The organism is Mesorhizobium sp. M7D.F.Ca.US.005.01.1.1 (assembly GCF_003952545.1).
GTDB lineage: Bacteria > Pseudomonadota > Alphaproteobacteria > Rhizobiales > Rhizobiaceae > Mesorhizobium > Mesorhizobium loti.
The window spans coordinates 1,907,091-1,923,631 of the sequence record NZ_CP034453.1 but is presented as its reverse complement, the minus strand read 5'-3'; the positions used below and the strand labels follow the sequence as shown (position 1 = coordinate 1,923,631).

Sequence of the window (16,541 nt, the reverse complement as noted above, 5' to 3'; positions counted from 1 at the left end):
GGCTAGGCAGCGCGCCGGCTGCCGCCATCCAGCCATTCGAGATCGGCTTGCGACAGCGTGATGTCGAGGGCGCGCAGACTGTCATCGAGTTCGTCCAGCGTGCGTGGCCCGATCAGCGGGATGGATGGGAACGGCTGAGCGAGCACATAGGCCAGCGCAATATGGATCGGGCTCTTGCCCAGTCTCGCGGCAAGTTCGATCGCCCTGTCGCGGCGGCCGAAATTCCGCTCCGAGTACCACACCCGCACCAGTTCCTCATTGTCGCGCTTGTCGCGCCCGGCGCGATCGGTGAAGAAGCCACGCCCCTGGCTTGACCAGGCGAAGTTCGGCATCTGCCTAGATGTCAGCCAGGTCTTCCAGGCATCGCTGGACGCAGTGACGCAGCCTGCCCAGATCGGCTCCAGCATTTCGGCCAGCGAGAAATTGTTGGACAGCGCGCCGGGCTTTTGCTTGCCGGTGCGTTCGGCATAGGCAATCGCCTCGTCCATGCGTTCCATCGTCCAGTTCGAGCCGCCGAACGGGCCGCGGATGCGGCCAGCCTTCACCTCGCGATCCATCGCATCGACGAATTCGCCGACAGGCACATCCGGATTGTCGCGGTGCATGAAATAGACATCGACATGGTCGGTCTGCAGGCGGTCGAGCGACTGGTCGAGCTGCTTGCCGATCATATCGGGATAGCAGAGCGGCGAATGCGCGCCCTTGGCGATGACCACCGATTGCGCGCGCACGCCGCGGTTTTTCAGCCACTCGCCGAGCAGCTTCTCAGTGTAGCCGCCGCCATAGACATAGCCAGTGTCGAAGAGATTACCTCCGGCCTCGAAAAAGGCATCGAGCAGGATCGAACCCGAGGAGAAGGTGCGGAAATCCTCGAAGCCGAGCGCCACCACCGACGCCGGCTTCGACAGGCCAGGGATCGTTCGCTTGGCGATCGCCGTGCCGCCGGACCGCAAAGGCCGGCCGGAGATGGTGTTGACGCGTTGTTGGGCCTTCTCGATCCCGTATTCGAGGCCGGCTGCCGCGCGCCATCTGTCCAGCACGCGCAAGGTGCCGAGGCTCTCCGCCCACGCCATGCCCGGCCAGGCGAACTCCTGCCGCCCGGCGCGGATGGCCTCACCGGCGGCATCGACTTCGAAGGAATAGACATGGCGCTTCTCGTTGACGCTGATGGTCTCACGCGCGCCATCGGATGCGATCACGTCGATCTGGCCGAGGCCGACATCACGGTTGCCGCCGGCGAACCAGAAGTCCGGCACTTCGATGCGGCCTTTGGTGCCCAGGATGCGCAAGACATTGTCCTGGTTGAGCGAGATGCTGCAGGAGACTTCGGCGACAATGCCACCTGGGAAATGCAGCAGCGCGGAGGCCCATTCGTCGACGCCGGACTGGCCAAGATGGGCGGTGCCGACCACTTTGTCTGGCTCAGCGAAAGGTTTTCCGACTGCGGCGCCGGCAATCAGCCGCACCATCGAGACGGGATAGCCGCCGACGTCGAGAATGCCGCCGCCGGCGAGATCGTTGGCATAGAGCCGGTGCTGCGGCATGAAGCCCGGCATGGCGAAGCCGAAACTAGACTTGATCATCCTGATGTCGCCAATGACACCAGACCTGATCAGCTCCACCAGCTTCAGCGTCTGCGGATGCAGCCGGTACATGAAGGCTTCGCCGAGGAACGTGCCGGCCTTGCGCGCGGCATGGATCATGGCGTCGGCCTCGAAGGCGGTCAGCGCAAGCGGCTTTTCGCACAGCACATGCTTTCCCGCTTCCGCCGCCTTGATCGCCCATTGCGCATGACCGGGATGCGGTATCGAAATGTAGACGGCGTCGATGTCGGGATCGGCGAGTAGCGCGTCGTAGCCGTCGAGGATGCGGGCACCGGGAAAACTCTCGGCGAGGCCGGGCTTGCCGGGATTTCGCGCGCCGATGGCGACCAGTTTTCCAGTGCGCGAAGCGGCCACGCCACCGGCAAAGGACTGGGCGATGCTGCCCGGGCCGAGAATGCCCCAGCGAATGGGCGTGGTTGCGTTCATTGTCATTCTCCTTGAAGGCTGGAAAGGGCCGGCGGTCAGCGCAGCCGCAGCCCTTTTTCGTCGAACAGGTAGGATTTGCGGATGGAAACGGTAATCTCGGGCGTGTCAGGGACCTTTGCCGCGTCGCGCTGGATCACCACGTCGTCGCCGTTGGCCGTTCTGGCATAGAGGAAACTTGTGCCGCCCAGGTGCTCGACCACGTCGATGGCAACCACAAGGTCGGTGTCGCCCTCTCCGGCATTGCCGAAATGTTCAGGCCGCACACCGACAATGACCTTGCTTCCGATTTTTGGGCCGCCTGCTTCGGGTGCGGCGCCCGTCAGCGGTTGCACGATACGGGTCTTCTCCTGACCCGCCAGCTCGACCACGACACCACGCGCATCGTGCCCGACAATACGGCCGTTGATGAAGTTCATCTTCGGCGAACCGACAAAGCCCGCCACGAACTGATTGTCGGGATTGTCGTAGAGATCGAGCGGCCGGCCGATCTGCTCGATATGGCCGGCGCGCAGCACGACGATCCTGTCGGCGAGTGTCATCGCCTCGGTCTGGTCGTGCGTGACATAGATCATGGTGGCGCCGAGTTCTTTGTGCAGCCGAGAGATCTCGACCCGCATCTGGACGCGCAATTCGGCGTCGAGATTGGAGAGCGGCTCGTCGAACAGAAACACCTGCGGTTCGCGCACGATGGCGCGGCCGATGGCGACGCGCTGGCGCTGGCCGCCGGAGAGTTTTTTCGGGCGCCTGTCCATCAATTCGCTGATGCGCAGTATCTCGGACGCCCGCTTCACTCGCCGGTCGGTATCGGCCTTGGGATTGCCGGTCATCCTCAGCCCGAAGCTCAGATTCTGCTCGACGTTCATGTGCGGATAGAGTGCGTAGGACTGGAACACCATGGCGATGCCGCGGTCGGCCGGCTCGACATCGTTCACCACCTTGCCGCCGATGGCGATCTCGCCACCGCTGATGTCCTCAAGCCCAGCGATCATCCTGAGCAGCGTCGATTTTCCGCAGCCGGAAGGGCCGACGAAGACAACGAATTCGCCGTCCTTGATGTCGATGCTGGCACCGTGGACGACCTCGAAGACACCGAAGCGCTTGACGACATTGTTGAGCGTGACAGTTGCCATGCTGATCCTGTTTACTTGACCGCGCCGGCGGCGATGCCGGCGATGAAATGGCGCTGCAGCAGCACGAAGACGACGAGCATCGGCACCGTCAGCATCACCGCGCCCGCCATGATGCCGCCCCATGACACCTTGGTGAGGCCGATCAGCGTGCCTAGCGCCACCGGCGCTGTCATCGAACCGGGCTGGCTGTTGATCAAAAGCGGCCACAGATAATTGTTCCAGGAGGCGAGGAACAGGATGATGGCAAGTGCGGCAAGCATCGGCCGCGCCAAAGGCAGCGCGACGAAAAGGAAGATGCGCCATTCCTTGACGCCTTCGACGCGCGCCGCGTCGAAGAGGTCGTCCGGCATCATCGAAAAACTCTGCCGCATGAACAGCACGCCGAGCGAGTTGAACAGCGGCGGCACGATCAGCGCCACCCAGGTGTTGGCGAGCTTGAAGTCGCGCGCCACCATGATGAATTGCGGGATCAGCACGACCGCATAGGGGAGCGTGATGGTGCCCAGGATGATGGCGACAACCACGCCCTTGCCGAAAAACTGGTAGCGGGCCAGCGCCCAGCCGGCCATCGATGTCAGCAGCACCGACAGGACAGTGTAGGTCACCGCCACCGAGACCGAAATGCCGATGGCGCCGACGAAATTGGTGTCACGCTGCAGATTGTTGAAATTGTCGATGAAATTGCCGTGCGGCAAAAGCTCGATGCCGGGGCTGAAGATGCCGTTGTCCGGCATGGTCGAGAAGACCACCATCATCCACAGCGGAAACAGCCAGATCAGCGCCAGCGGCGTCAGGAACAGATGCAGGGCGATGCTGCGTCCCAGTCTGGCGGAGGAGCGCGAACTCATTTCGGTTCCCTCGTCAGCCACAGCTGCGCCAGCGTGATGGCGATCGCCAGCCCGGCCATGGTGTAGGCAACGGCCGAGGCATAGCCGAAATTGAGCGACCGAAAACCCTGGCGGTAGAGCAGTAGGCCAAGCGTCTCCGTGCCGCCGCCCGGTCCGCCGCGCTCGGTGATCAGGAAGGGCTCGGTGAACAGCTGCATGGTGCCGATGATCGACAGCACGAGGCAGAACACGATGACCGGCTTCAGCAGCGGCAGGGTGATGTAGAAGAACTGCTTGAGCTTGCTGACACGGTCGAGCGTCGCCGCCTCGTAGACATCTTCGGGAATGGACTGCATGCCGGCGAGCAGGATGATGGCGTTGTAACCGGCCCAGCGCCAGGTCACCGCGATCATGATCAGCGCCATGGCCGGCGTGACGTTGGAGAACCAGTCGATCTTGGGCAGGCCGACGCTGTTCAGGAGCTTGTTGATGATGCCGAAATCGAGGTTGAACATCAGCCGGAACACCGCCGAGTAGGCAACTTCGCCGACCACCACCGGGGCGAAGAAGGCAAAGCGATAGAGGCCGCGCGCCTTGAGCAACGGCGAGTTCAAAAGCACTGCCATGACGAGCGCCAGCGAGATCATCACCGGCACCTGGATGACAAGGATGAGCAGCGTGTTCTTCAGCGCGTTGAAGAAGGCCGGATCGCCGATTAATCGCCCCCAGTTGAAGCCTGGCGCGAACCGCCACGGCACGGTGCGCGTCGCCTGGAAGGAGATCATGAAGGAGCTGATGATCGGCCACACCCAGAAGACTGCAAAGATCAGCAGATAGGGCGTGAGGAAGCGATAGGCCGTGGCGTTGCGGTTGCGCATCTTCCTCCTCCTTCATCCGTCGACGTTTCATTCTATGCCCCCGCAGCAGCGGAGCCGGTTTGTCAGAAAATGCAAGCCATCACACGCCCCGCAAGGAGCGCGCGAGATCGGGTCCGGGCGGCGCAAGCGCCTGCCCCGGACCCGGCTTGGGAGGTCATGACTTGACGGGCAATCCGGTCGCCGCCGCGATCTGGCTTGCGGCGTCGTCGAGCGCCGCCTTGGCGTCCGGATAGCCGCCGCCCAGATATTTGGTCTGCACGGCACGGACGATGATTTCGGCATCGCTCTGGAACGGCGTGCCGCGGCTCGGAACAACCTTGGGCAAGGTGCCCAGAATGTCCTTCCACACCGCCTGGCCGCCCCAGTAGGGCAAGCCTTGCGAGACATAGGGGTCATTGAGCGCCGACACCAGCGACGGCACCAGGCCGAACTCCTTCAGCATCGTGATCTGGCCTTCATTGGTTCCCAGCGTGTATTTCAGATAGGCGTAGGCAGCCTCCTTGTTCTTGGACGCCGATGTGATGGCCAGCGAAGAACCACCGAGATTGGCGGCGCGCGGCCCGTCGGCGGTGAGGCTCGGCATCAGATAGACGCCCCATTTGCCGTTTTCACCGGCCGATTCGGTGCGAATGGTGCCTTCATACCAGCCACCATAGATCTGGGTGGCGACGGTGCCGGCGGTGTTGTTGGTGATCTTGGTGCCCCAGTCCGCCGACGAGATGATGCCGGCGTCCTTCATCTCCTTGACCTTGGTCATGGCGTCGACGCATTTCGGCTGGTTGACCGTGATCGACTGGCCGTCGGCGGCGAAGTAGGCGCAGCCCTGCTCGTTGGAGATCATGCGGAAGAATTCCGAGTCGCCGTTGAAATCGGCGTTGGTCATCGTGACGCCCGGGTTGGCGGCCTGGATCTTCTTGCCGGCGGCGATGAAATCATCCCAGGTCTTGATCGACGCCGGATCGACGCCAGCCTTTTCGTAGAAGTCGCGACGATAGAAGGCGGCGACCGGGCCCGAATCCCACGGCATCGAGTAGGCCTTGTCGCCGACTTCGAGCTCGGTGCGTTTGAAGTCGGGGAATTTCGCCTGGTCCTCGGCGGTGTAGCCCAGCGTATGCAGGTCGACGAAGCAGTCGGGGAACTGGCTCCAGTAATTCTCGGCCTCACCGTTCTCGATGGTGACTATGTCCGGCAGGCCGACGCCGCCGGCGGCGCAGCCGGCGATCGACTTGTCGTAGGTCGGCTGGTTGCCGAGATCCTGGACCGTGACCTTGACGTCGGGAAATTGCTTGTTGAAGCCGGCAATGGTCGCCTTCAGCGACGAAGCCGCGACGTTCCAGCTCCAGATGGTGATTTCGCCGGATTGCGCAAAGGCCGGGGCTGAGCCCAGGGCAAGCGCGAGCGCGGCGCAGGTCATTGTGATGCGCATAGAAATCCTCCCATTTCATTTGCTCTCTCACTGTGAGCGTGGCTAGACTATGCAGTGGGCAGGGCCTGTCGCCGTCAAAGGGAATATGAAATTGGCGGAAAGTAAGATGCCTGAGCGGCCGTTTTACCAGCCTGGCGCCAGCAGCGTGGAAGGCCTGCCACTGCTCCTGCAGATGTTTCACACCAATCCCCTCGTGATGCTCAAGCCACATTGGCACGCCCAGGTCGAGGTGAATTTCATCGTGCGCGGCAGCGTGCATTACCGCATGAACGACCACGAGATTTCGCTTTCGGCCGGCGAGATGTGCCTGTTCTGGGGTGGCCTGCCGCACCAGATGGACGATTTGTCCGACGACGCCATCTATGCCGGAGCGCATCTGCCGCTGGTGCATTTTTTTCGCCTGCACCTGCCAACGGACATAAGGCACCGGCTGATGACGGGCGCCACGCTGGTGACCGGCGCCACCGACCAGTCCGACAACCATAATTTCGAGCGCTGGAACCGCTACGCACGGTCCGGCGACCAGGCCAAGGCGGAACACGCCGTCAACGAATTGCTGCTCAGGTTGGAGCGGGTGCGGTTCGAGCCCTACCGGCTCGTGCCCGAAACCGCGCCCGGGCAGGAGGCGGGCAGCCCCTTCGACCAGCAATCGTCGCGCAATGTCGGGCGCATGTGCGATTTCATCGCCGAGAACTTCCTCTACGACATCGATTGCGTGAACATCGCTGCCGCCGCCGACATTCACCCCAAATACGCCATGAGCCTGTTCAAGAAATCCACCGGCATGACGCTCAACGAATATGTCAACCTGCTGCGGTTGAGCTACGCGCAGGCGCTTTTGATGCATCAGGACGCCAATGTGCTGCGCGTCGCCATGGATTCGGGCTTCGGTTCGCTCAGCGCCTTCAACAAGTCATTCCGCAAGCTGGCTGGCATGTCGCCCTCCGATTTTCGCAGAGGCGTGACCGGCGCCAGATAGGCGATGACTACTTGCCGCGCGCCTGGTGCCGCGAAAGCATTGCTGTGCCTCGATCGCCGGCTAAAAGCCGTGACATGGCATTTGAGCCCGCAACAGCGACGCGGGCAAGGGTGACGAAGGCCGGATCGTGCCATGCCGTGCGCCATTCCGGCCATGCAAGCAGCATGGAAACCGGGGTATTACACGGCATCGCTTTTCCTGTCTGAAATCGCCACCTAGGCGCTGGACAGGCCGAATTCCCGTGCTATAACCCACGCGCTTTCAAGGGGCGCCCCACGGCGCCTTCATGAAATCCGGTCAACGAGTTTTCGTTTGCCGGAACAGGCCCAGATAGCTCAGTTGGTAGAGCAGCGGACTGAAAATCCGCGTGTCGGTGGTTCGAATCCGCCTCTGGGCACCATCACCCATCTCTCGGGAAGGGCATCCGAGGAAACGGGAACCAGGCGGAAAGTTGGACGGAAAGCGCCGTCCCTTCCCTGGGTAAGGCTGCTGGCCAAAGGCAACGCTTGGTCGGCCCGCGTCAGTGGGGAGGCGCGGGTCATTGCACATCAGCCTACGTCGAACTGACATGGAAAAATGACCGATTGGTGTATGCGACGCCTCGTTGTTCATTTGAATAACGCGATATGATCCTTGAGTTCCGAGACTGGATGGCCGGTTTCGGCGCAGGGAGGCGAAGCATGCGAACCGCATTATTTAGAGTTCTGGCGATCATCGTGCTCTGTTCCACTACTGTCGGCGTAACGACGAGTTTCAGCACGGCTGACACTCGCGACGCTGGCCACAAGCCGGGTGACAGAGGAAACTAGCCTGTTGCCAGTGCCACCACTCTAGCCGTTGCCTACATCAGCGCCATTCAGGGCAATGTCTGCTTATGGGTCGCGACACGGGGATTGAGGGATCCCCCAAAACAATCAAAAAGCCCGCGTGTCCTTTGGACAATGCGCGGGCTCTTTCGCGTTTTGTAACCATTTCAGCGCAAGGTAATTGAATCGCGGTTTTGCAAATCTGTTGATGCGTTTGAAGTTTGTCGAGCCATGCAGCCGACCTTGGTTGAGAAGCCTCCTGAAGGTAACGGCCGAATTCACGAGATAAAGTTCGACGACTACCGTAGCCAATCATCATTGACCACGACGTCCGGATTTTCGCCCGCAACGGCACAACTGGACGGCGAAATGTGAAGCACTTCCGCGGCGAGGAAGATTTGCGGCACGCTTCGCTTGTCAGATCGGGGCCGAACGACATCGATCCGTCCGCCAAACTACTGGACACTGTATTGCATCGCGATCCTTCGGGCGAAACTTTGCTCCTATTGGCTATTGGCCTGCATCCGGATTTTGATTTGCTTGGTGATCCCCAACCTTAGGGCAAACTGCCCGCCGGGGCGCCAGTAGAGAAATGAGAGCACGCGCAGCAACGCTTGGGGATCTGGAGGATGTCTTTCGTGGATCATCCCAGCAAAGCAACAAGCCCGGGCGCCACAGGCGCCCAGGCCATCCATCTCCGGATGTGATGCGGTTCAGCTCTTGGCGATGCCGGCGGCCGCCTGTTCGATGAGCTTGGCGACAGCTGCGGGGTTGGAGACATAGACGGCGTGGCTGCCGGGCACTTCCACCGTCGTCGCTTGGGCGCGGTTGGCCATATTGCGCTGAGCCGGCGGCGGGATCATCCGGTCATCCGTGGCGACCAGATACCAGCTGGGCTTCACCTTCCAGGCTGGAGCGGTGACCTTGCCTTCGAGCGCCGCCACGCCCCACGGCACCTGCGAATCCGCCATGAAGGAGGCGAGCGAGGGACGGACGTCGGCGGCGAACGAGGCTGCGAATTTGGCCTTGTCGAGCATCAGGAAGCCGTCTACGGGCGGCAGGATCGGTGGCACCGACGCTCCTGGCGGCGGGTTGGCGATCAGGCTCGAAACCGACTCTCCGGCGTCCGGCGCGAAGGCTGCGATGTAGACTATACCTGCCACTTTCGGATCGGTGCCGGCTTCCGACACCACGACGCCGCCATAGGAGTGGCCGACCAGGATGACGTTGCCAGGAGCGGCGGCGATGGCCCGCTTGGTCACAGCGACATCGTCGGCGAGCGAGGTGGTCGGATTCTGGACGATGGTCACGTCATAGCCGTTCTTCTTGAGGATCTGGTAGACCCCGTCCCAGCCGGAGCCATCGACGAAGCCGCCATGGACGAGGACGACGGACTTTGCTGCAGTGTTCGACATTTGAGTTCTCCTTTTCAAGTGTTGTTTGCGTTGGTTGCAGGAGGACTATGCGGCAGGGCTGACGGACGCGCTTTGAGGCGGCCTTCAGGACCTCTTGATTTTACCTTGAGATCGCTTTGATTTTGCGTCCACGACACGGCTAAAGTGTCGGCCTGTTTGCCGCGCGGTCTGGAGCGAGCCATTTTGCCGTATCTCTTCGAGGATTTTGCCCTGGACGGCGATCGGCGCGAACTGCGCCGCGGCAACGACCTGATTTCCATCGAGCCGCAGGTGTTCGACCTGCTGCAATATCTGATCCGCAATCGCGAGCGGGTGGTCAGCAAGGACGATTTGATCGACGCGGTCTGGCAGGGGCGCATCGTCTCGGACGCCACGCTTGCCAGCCGCATCAACGCGGCGCGTAATGCGCTGCACGACAGTGGCGAGGAGCAGCGCCTCATCCGCACCATCCTGCGCAGAGGCCTTCGCTTCGTCGGCACCGTGCGCGAGGAGACCGGGGCTATCGCCTCGGTGGAGCAACCGAAGCCTGGCCTGGGCATCCCCGCCCGTCCGTCCATCGCCGTGCTGTCCTTCGTGAACCTGAGCGGCGATCCGGAGCAGGATTATTTTGCCGACGGCATGGTCGAGGACATCATCACCGGTCTGTCGCGGATCCGCTGGCTGTTCGTGATCGCGCGAAATTCCAGCTTCACCTACAAGGGCCGCGCGGTGGATGTGAAGCAGGTCGGGCGCGAGCTCGGCGTGCGCTATGTGTTGGAAGGCAGCGTGCGCAAGGTGGGAAGCCGCGTGCGCATCACCGGCCAGCTCATCGACGCGGAGGACGGCAGCCATCTGTGGGCCGAACGCTACGACCGCGAACTGACCGATGTGTTCGCGCTGCAGGACGAGATCACCATCAGTGTGGTTGCGGCAATAGAGCCCAATCTGCGCCGGGCCGAGGTCGAACGCGTCAAGCGCCAGCGCCCCGACAGTCTCGACGCCTATGATCTGCTGCTGCGCGCGCTGCCCGATGTCTACACCTTCATGCCGCAGGGTGCAGCCAAGGGCCTGCCGCTGCTGGACCAGGCGCTCGCCATCGAGCCGACCTATGCCCTTGCCCATGGCTTTGCCGCCTGGGCGCATCAGTCGCTGTTCGTGCGCGGCGGCATGAAACCGGAGAATCGGGAGCGATCGATCCGCCATGCCCATGCAGCGATCGAGCACGGCTCGGGCGACGCCATGGCGCTCGCTCTGGCCGGGTTCACCATCGGCATCGTGGAGCATGATCGCAGGCTGGCCGACGAGGCGTTTGCGCAGGCTTTGACGCTCAGCGCCTCCTGCGCCTTCGTCTATGCCTTCGGCTGCGTGTCGGTGGCCTATGGCGGCGACGCTGCCCGGGCGATCGACTGGGGCGAGCAAGCGTTACGGCTGAACCCTCTCGACACCATGAGCTGTGTGCCGCAAGGCATGATCGGATTCGGCAATTTTCTCACCGGCCTGCACGAACAGGCCGTCATATCAGGCCGGCGGGCGGTGGAGATGAACCCCGGATTCAGCATGCTGCACGGATGGCTGGCCGCACCGCTGGCCAGGCTCGGACGGATCGACGAGGCAAAAGCGGCGGGAGCACGGCTTTTGTCGCTCGACCCGCATTTCACCATCGGCCGCTGGTCCGCCGCGGTGGGACTTGCGCCTGATATCGTCGATGATGTCACCGACGCCATGCGGATTGCAGGCTTGCCGGCTTAGGCGGCGGCGCCCGCATCCTCTGGGCGAAATCACTTTGCGCATATTAGGCCACCAGCGGATTTGATTTGCTTGGTGATCCCCCAACCTTAGGGCAAACTGCCTGCCGGGGCGTCAGGAGGAGAAATGAGAGCACGCGCAGCAACGCTCGGGGATCTGGAAGATGTCTTTCGTGGTCTGTCCAAGCGGATGTCGGACGAATACGCGGCGGCCGGCAAGGACAGCAAGATCGCCTACGACAATCTGATGATGAATTTGAAGGAAGGCCGTGCTCACGCGCTTGTCGAGGGCGACAAGGCCGTGGCGATCATCGCCTGGCATGAGAACAGCGACGCCGCCGACACGCTGTTTGCCGCACAGGAGGATTTCTTCCGTGCGGCGACCGTCCGCTTCTGCAAGCGGCATATCCGGCACATCCAGGCGCTTGCCGGCAACCTCCCCATCCACTCGCGCAGCTGGCTCCGGGGACCGGATGTCGCAAGATGGTTTGGAGTCATCGGCTATGTCGAACGCGGCCAGGAGAACGGCGCCACTCTGTTCGAACTGCCGCCGGCTCGCATCGGCTAAGGAACCCTGGCTGGTGAAGATCTTCAGCCCTTGCCGCAAACGCCGCCTCCACCTCGCCATCGCCCAGACAAGTTCGTCGATGCGGGTCACCGTCTTCGGCTCTAGGCGCCTTTGCTCGGCGGCCTTTTGAACTGCCTCCGCAAGCGGCTTGCGCCGGGCGCCGATTGGCAGGATGTTATGGGAGGGCAACCGGGGGGCAAACCGGCACGCCGAGATCGAGATGGCTGCTGGAAATGTCACGAGCTTGCTTCGCCTTTCTTGCGTTTGTTGCCTTGGTGAGGCCGGTAGAGGCAGGCGAGTGGATGTCTCATCTGCTTGACCGCTCAAGCCTGGCGACCGCCTATTTTCGCCAAGCGGATCTTGTGACCGCATACGCGACCGCAATGGCGCGCTTCCGTCTGCAGCTCGCAGGGCGTGCCGGCGAAACCAGCCTTGCGGTCCCTCTCGAACCCCTGCTTTTGCGGGCGGAATTCCGTGCGCGGACATGGCGCTCGGCGGACGGCAGCCTGTTGCAAGGCTTCGCCGGCAAGGGCGGCTTCCGGCTGACTATCGGGAACTGTCTGGCGCGCATCTGCGCTGCCAGCGAATGCAGCGATGCCGGTTGGCCGGTTTACGCCTGCAGCGACGGAGGCAAGCGCAAGATGTCCGTCACGGACTTTGTGACGGCAAACTTCGGCGGCGTCTCCTACCGTCGCTTGAGCGCCTCCCCTTCACAGGAATGACGGCGCGAGGCGCCGACCGCCTTGCTGCAGCGTTCAGCAAAGGGCGGTATCCTTCTCCCTCACCGCAAACGCCGCCTGCACCGCGCGATTGACGGTGACTGGCAGGATCGACATGTGGTTCTCGCCGGCATGCAGTTCGAAGCTCGCGCGCACGCCGGGGAAAGTATCAAGACGCTCCACCATTGCCCGCGCGAATTCGTCGGTGCGTGTCACCTTCTTCTGCTGGAGGCGCTTTTCCTCGTCCTCGGCGCCGATCTGGAACGGCGCCAGCTTCTCCGTCTCGTATTCGCCGGCCGACAGGATCATGGTCGCCGTCAGGCCCTCGGGAACGGCGGCCTCGAAGGTTTCGAGAAAGCGGTCGATGGCACGATCCTCCCAATAGATGGTGGGGCTCGCCGCGATCCAGGTCTGGAAGGCCGAAGGCCGCGTGAACAGGGCGTAGAGCGCAAACAGGCCACCGAAGGAATGGCCGTAAAGCGCCTGGCGGCTTGCATCGACCGTGACCCGACTGGCGACCCATGGCTTCAGCTCGTCCTCGATGAAGGCAAGGAATTCCCCTGCCCCACCGGTCCGGACTTCGGGCGTGCCCTCGGAGAAGGGCGGATAGGTCTTGCCCGGCGGCGGGGCGAGATCCCATGAACGCCGCAGCGGATCATAGGCGCCCTCTACGGGATAGCCGATGGCGACGATGACGCCCCAGCCGACATTGGTGCCCGTGGGATAGAAGGCCTGCGCACGCATGGCGTCGACCGCTGTGCCGATGACGGCGTTGCCGTCGGTCATGTAGAGGACGGGCCAGCCGGCCTTGGGCACTGGCCCGGACGGCACATGCAGGAATACCCGCCAGGCGGCGCCGCCATGCGCCGGGACAAAGTCGTGGACCGTCGTGTCGGCGATCAGGGCTGGCATCGACTTGGACATGGATATCTCCACAGGGACAAAAAGGTCAGCGGCGGCGCAGCAGCCACATCAGCACCGGGCCACCGATCAGCGTCGCGACGAGACCGGCCGGGATCTGGCGCGGGAAGATGGCGGTGCGGCCGATCCAGTCGGCGGCGACCATGATCAGCGCGCCGGCGAGCACCGCGCCAATGGCCTGCGGCAGCGCACGGGAAAGGCCAAGGCGACGGGCAAGATGCGGCGCCATCAGGCCGATGAAGGTCAGCGGACCGACGATCAGCGTTGAGGCAGCGGTGAGCATGGCGACCACCAGCAGCACGAGAAGCCGCGTCATTTTCAGGTTGATGCCAAGGCCTTGAACGGCGGCAGGGCCGAGCGGCAGGATGTCGAGCCAGCGCATGAAGAGAGGCGCGAGCGCGAAGAGGCAGACGGCGATGCCACCGGTCAGCAGGGCGGCGCCGACATCGACACCATAGGTCGAGCCGGTCAGCCAGTTGAGTAGCAGCATGGCGCGAGGATCGCCGGTGGCGGTGAGCACCAGGATCAGCCCGTCGAACAAGGCCGTCAGAGCAACGCCGGCGAGCAGCAGCCGCTCCGGCGCATACGCGGCACGGCGGCCGATCGCCAGCGTCACCAGCAAGGCGGCGAAGGCGCCGATGGTTGCCGCCGCCGTCTGAACCGGGCGTCCGGCATCCGAGAGCGCAAACAGCGCCACCATCATGCCAAGCGCGGCACCGGCGCTGATGCCAAGCACTTCGGGGCTGGCCATCGGATTGCCGGTCAGCCGCTGCATCATCAGCCCGGCGAGCGCCAGCATCGCGCCGGCGCTCAGCGCGGCAAGCACGCGAGGCCACCGCCATGACAGCAGGGGCTGCAGCTCATCGCCGAAAGCGAAGGTCCAGCCATGCGGGCCCGGTCCATAGAGCAAGGCCAGCCCAAGCAGCAAAAGCAGAGCCAGGCCGATCACCGCAAGCAGGAGGCTCGGCCGGCTTGCGCGTGGCAGGCGCTCGGCCGTCAAGGCCGGGGCTTCCGAGCCAAGCGCAAGACGCGGCAGTAGCCAGAGAAGCAGCGGCGCACCGAGAAGCGCGGTGATCGCTCCGGTCGGCAACAGGTCGCCTTGCGGTCCGGTGGCGATCTGCACGGCCTGGTCGGCGGCCCACAGCAATGCCCCGCCGATCAGCGGCGCCATCACCAATTGCTGGCCCAGCCGTCGGGCGCCACCGATACGCGCAAGCGTCGCCGCGGCCAGGCCGACGAAACCGATGACGCCGACGGCGGAAACGACGAAGGCAATCAGCGCGACGGCGGCCGCCAGCCCAGCGAAGCGATAGGCGCCGAGCGACACGCCAAGGCTGCGCGCGCCTTCGTCGTCGAGGCCAAGCAAGGTCAGTGGTCGCACCATGAGGAAGATCGCGAGCGCAGCAGTGCCGATGCGCGGCAGAAGCCATAGCGTCGTCGACCAGTCCTGCTGGCCGAGCGAACCGGCGCCCCAGATGAACAGGCTGGCCAGCCATTCATGCCGCAGCACAATGAGAGCGGCACCGATGGCGCCGGCATAGAGGCTGACGACCAACCCCGCCAGCACGACCGAAAGCGGCGACAGGCCCTTGTGCCAGGACAGAGCGAAGACGGCGGCAAGGGCCATGAATGCGCCGGCCAGCGCCACCCATTCGCGGCCGAAGGCAAGCAAGGAAGGCGACAGAAGCGTCGCCAGTGCCAGCGCCAGATAAGCGCCGGCCGAGACGCCGACCGTTTCGGGCGAGGCGAGCGGGTTGCGCAGAACCTGTTGCAGGACGGTTCCGGCAAGCCCGAGCGCCGCACCACACAGAAGGCTGACGGCAAGCCTGGGCAGGAAGGCGTAGTGGACAAGCACCTGCCGCATGTCGGCGATGTCGGGGGCGGCGAGCGATTGCAGCCAGAGCGCCGATGGCAGCTGCACCGTGAGGTTCGAGACGGTTGCCGCTGCCGCCGCCGCGAGCAGCATCGCGCAGAGCAGGATCGCGCCTACCGGCTGATTGCCAGGAAAGCTCCATGGGAAGGCCCGGCCGGCCGACGCAGGCTTTCCCCCTTGGGCAATGGCGGCAGCATCCTCAGCCACGGGCGGCCTCCGCGGCCATCGCCGACGCCAGGACCCGAGCAAAACGGCTGGCGGACGGAAGCGCGCCGAACATGTGGACGGCGGGAAGGCGTATGATCGAGCGGCTGCGCACGAAAGGCATGGCGTTCCAGACCGGACTTTCGGTCAGCGTGCCGCCGGCGCCCTCGGGCAAAGGCTCCAGATAGGCAAGGCGCGCGTCGCTGGATGTCGCCAGCCCGTCGATGCCGACGGTCGAGAACCCCCAATAATTGGTCTCGGCCGTCCAGGCATTGCTGAGCCCGATGCGGTCGAACACCTCCTGAAACAGACTCTTCTTGCCGTAGACGCGCACATTGCGCGGGTCCATGAAGCTGACGACATAGATCGGCCGTGCCGAAACCGGCGCCAGTTGCTGGCGAACTTCCGAAAAATACGCATCCGTCGCCGCGATCAGCGCCTCGCCTTCGCTTTTCTTGCCGACAAGCCTGGCGAGCTGGCGGGTTGCCTCGACGGCGCGCTGATAGGGCTGCCCGGCTTCGGTATAGAGCCCGATCGTCGTCACCGGCGCCACGCGTTCGAGCAGCGGCTTGATGCCGTCGAGATACGGCATGGATAGGATGATGTCGGGCCTGAGCTGCTGCAGCAATTCGAGATTGGGTTCGAGCAGCGTGCCTACATCGGCGATCTCAGGCGGCAGCGGCGGTTCGACCACCCAGGTCTCCCAGATGTCGCGACCGGCAATGGCGACCGGGCTGACGCCGAGCATGAGCAAGGTCTCGGCCAGCCCGTCATCCAGGCAGACGATGCGCAGCGGCTTCGCCGCGGCAGATGGCGATGCAATTGCGGCGAAGGGCAGGACGAAAAGCCCCAGCGCGCCGCGCCGGGTGATCCGACCGAGGAGACGGTCAGCCCGGTGGGATTCAAGGACCGCCATCACCGCACAGCACCTGTACGGAACGCCGCCTGAGCGTGGATTTCAGACACGGTTTTCTCCAACACGACGCCGTTCAAAAATTTGGCTATCGGCAGCCGATGGCCGGTTGACTATGAAACATGAGT

At 63.5% G+C, this 16,541-nt stretch carries 13 protein-coding genes and 1 tRNA gene; 5 read left to right on the top strand and 9 right to left on the bottom strand.

The window, feature by feature from the left end; translation table 11 throughout:
- Positions 1 to 2: 2 nt before the first annotated feature.
- The 5 genes from EJ076_RS09160 to EJ076_RS09140 form a co-directional block, all read right to left on the bottom strand.
- Entirely contained in the window at positions 3 to 2,030 is a 2,028-nt protein-coding gene (locus tag EJ076_RS09160) for an aldo/keto reductase (protein WP_126067670.1), read from the bottom strand.
- 35 nt (positions 2,031 to 2,065) lie between these two features.
- Positions 2,066 to 3,160: a sn-glycerol-3-phosphate ABC transporter ATP-binding protein UgpC gene (gene ugpC / locus EJ076_RS09155; protein ID WP_126067669.1), complete on the bottom strand. Its 1,095-nt coding sequence runs from the start codon at positions 3,158 to 3,160 to the stop codon at positions 2,066 to 2,068.
- A gap of 11 nt (positions 3,161 to 3,171) precedes the next feature.
- Positions 3,172 to 4,008 carry a carbohydrate ABC transporter permease gene (locus tag EJ076_RS09150; protein ID WP_126067668.1) on the bottom strand — a complete coding sequence of 279 codons (837 nt, stop codon included), beginning with the start codon at positions 4,006 to 4,008 and terminating at the stop codon, positions 3,172 to 3,174.
- A complete protein-coding gene (locus EJ076_RS09145) occupies positions 4,005 to 4,865 on the bottom strand; it encodes a sugar ABC transporter permease (RefSeq protein WP_109670576.1) in 861 nt (286 codons plus the stop codon). Before EJ076_RS09145 ends, EJ076_RS09150 begins: the two co-directional genes overlap by 4 nt.
- A gap of 154 nt (positions 4,866 to 5,019) precedes the next feature.
- Positions 5,020 to 6,291 (bottom strand): ABC transporter substrate-binding protein, encoded by a 1,272-nt coding sequence (locus EJ076_RS09140; RefSeq protein ID WP_109670578.1) that lies wholly within the window; start codon positions 6,289 to 6,291, stop codon positions 5,020 to 5,022.
- Positions 6,292 to 6,376: 85 nt separating this feature from the next.
- Between EJ076_RS09140 and EJ076_RS09135 the strand changes: the two genes are divergently transcribed.
- Entirely contained in the window at positions 6,377 to 7,270 is an 894-nt protein-coding gene (locus EJ076_RS09135) for a helix-turn-helix domain-containing protein (protein ID WP_206438773.1), read from the top strand.
- A gap of 324 nt (positions 7,271 to 7,594) precedes the next feature.
- Positions 7,595 to 7,670, top strand: a tRNA-Phe gene (locus EJ076_RS09130).
- Between the two features lie 1,119 nt (positions 7,671 to 8,789).
- Here the strand turns inward: EJ076_RS09130 and EJ076_RS09125 are convergent.
- Positions 8,790 to 9,491, bottom strand: a complete 702-nt coding sequence (locus EJ076_RS09125; RefSeq protein WP_109666630.1) for an alpha/beta hydrolase — start codon at positions 9,489 to 9,491, stop codon at positions 8,790 to 8,792.
- A gap of 183 nt (positions 9,492 to 9,674) precedes the next feature.
- Here EJ076_RS09125 and EJ076_RS09120 point away from each other — a divergent pair, with 183 nt between their 5' ends.
- The 3 genes from EJ076_RS09120 (at position 9,675) to EJ076_RS09110 (ending at position 12,505) form a co-directional block, all read left to right on the top strand.
- Positions 9,675 to 11,219, top strand: a complete 1,545-nt coding sequence (locus EJ076_RS09120) for a winged helix-turn-helix domain-containing tetratricopeptide repeat protein (protein ID WP_126067667.1) — start codon at positions 9,675 to 9,677, stop codon at positions 11,217 to 11,219.
- 123 nt (positions 11,220 to 11,342) lie between these two features.
- Positions 11,343 to 11,783: a hypothetical protein gene (locus tag EJ076_RS09115; protein WP_109666627.1), complete on the top strand. Its 441-nt coding sequence runs from the start codon at positions 11,343 to 11,345 to the stop codon at positions 11,781 to 11,783.
- 302 nt (positions 11,784 to 12,085) lie between these two features.
- Entirely contained in the window at positions 12,086 to 12,505 is a 420-nt protein-coding gene (locus EJ076_RS09110) for a hypothetical protein (protein WP_164548581.1), read from the top strand.
- A 33-nt stretch (positions 12,506 to 12,538) separates the two neighbouring features.
- Here the strand turns inward: EJ076_RS09110 and EJ076_RS09105 are convergent, their stop codons facing one another.
- Genes EJ076_RS09105 through EJ076_RS09095 form a run of 3 tightly spaced genes read right to left on the bottom strand, consistent with a single transcriptional unit; the run spans position 12,539 to position 16,416 of the window.
- On the bottom strand, positions 12,539 to 13,426 hold the full coding sequence (locus EJ076_RS09105) for an alpha/beta hydrolase-fold protein (RefSeq protein WP_126067666.1): 888 nt from the start codon (positions 13,424 to 13,426) through the stop codon (positions 12,539 to 12,541).
- 25 nt (positions 13,427 to 13,451) lie between these two features.
- Complete coding sequence (fhuB, locus tag EJ076_RS09100; RefSeq protein WP_126067665.1) at positions 13,452 to 15,503, bottom strand: Fe(3+)-hydroxamate ABC transporter permease FhuB; 2,052 nt, start codon at positions 15,501 to 15,503, stop codon at positions 13,452 to 13,454.
- On the bottom strand, positions 15,496 to 16,416 hold the full coding sequence (locus EJ076_RS09095) for an ABC transporter substrate-binding protein (protein ID WP_164548580.1): 921 nt from the start codon (positions 16,414 to 16,416) through the stop codon (positions 15,496 to 15,498). The genes fhuB and EJ076_RS09095 overlap by 8 nt, the downstream gene beginning before the upstream one ends.
- Positions 16,417 to 16,541: the final 125 nt, after the last annotated feature.

What these genes read in the sequence shown, in the direction of transcription:
- EJ076_RS09160 (WP_126067670.1), bottom strand. Translation starts at nt 2,030, where the DNA reads ATGAACGCAACCACGCCCATTCGCTGGGGCATTCTCGGCCCGGGCAGC.
- ugpC (WP_126067669.1), bottom strand. Translation starts at nt 3,160, where the DNA reads ATGGCAACTGTCACGCTCAACAATGTCGTCAAGCGCTTCGGTGTCTTC.
- EJ076_RS09150 (WP_126067668.1), bottom strand. Translation starts at nt 4,008, where the DNA reads ATGAGTTCGCGCTCCTCCGCCAGACTGGGACGCAGCATCGCCCTGCAT.
- EJ076_RS09145 (WP_109670576.1), bottom strand. Translation starts at nt 4,865, where the DNA reads ATGCGCAACCGCAACGCCACGGCCTATCGCTTCCTCACGCCCTATCTG.
- EJ076_RS09140 (WP_109670578.1), bottom strand. Translation starts at nt 6,291, where the DNA reads ATGCGCATCACAATGACCTGCGCCGCGCTCGCGCTTGCCCTGGGCTCA.
- EJ076_RS09135 (WP_206438773.1), top strand. Translation starts at nt 6,377, where the DNA reads ATGAAATTGGCGGAAAGTAAGATGCCTGAGCGGCCGTTTTACCAGCCT.
- EJ076_RS09125 (WP_109666630.1), bottom strand. Translation starts at nt 9,491, where the DNA reads ATGTCGAACACTGCAGCAAAGTCCGTCGTCCTCGTCCATGGCGGCTTC.
- EJ076_RS09115 (WP_109666627.1), top strand. Translation starts at nt 11,343, where the DNA reads ATGAGAGCACGCGCAGCAACGCTCGGGGATCTGGAAGATGTCTTTCGT.
- EJ076_RS09110 (WP_164548581.1), top strand. Translation starts at nt 12,086, where the DNA reads ATGTCTCATCTGCTTGACCGCTCAAGCCTGGCGACCGCCTATTTTCGC.
- EJ076_RS09105 (WP_126067666.1), bottom strand. Translation starts at nt 13,426, where the DNA reads ATGTCCAAGTCGATGCCAGCCCTGATCGCCGACACGACGGTCCACGAC.
- EJ076_RS09095 (WP_164548580.1), bottom strand. Translation starts at nt 16,416, where the DNA reads ATGGCGGTCCTTGAATCCCACCGGGCTGACCGTCTCCTCGGTCGGATC.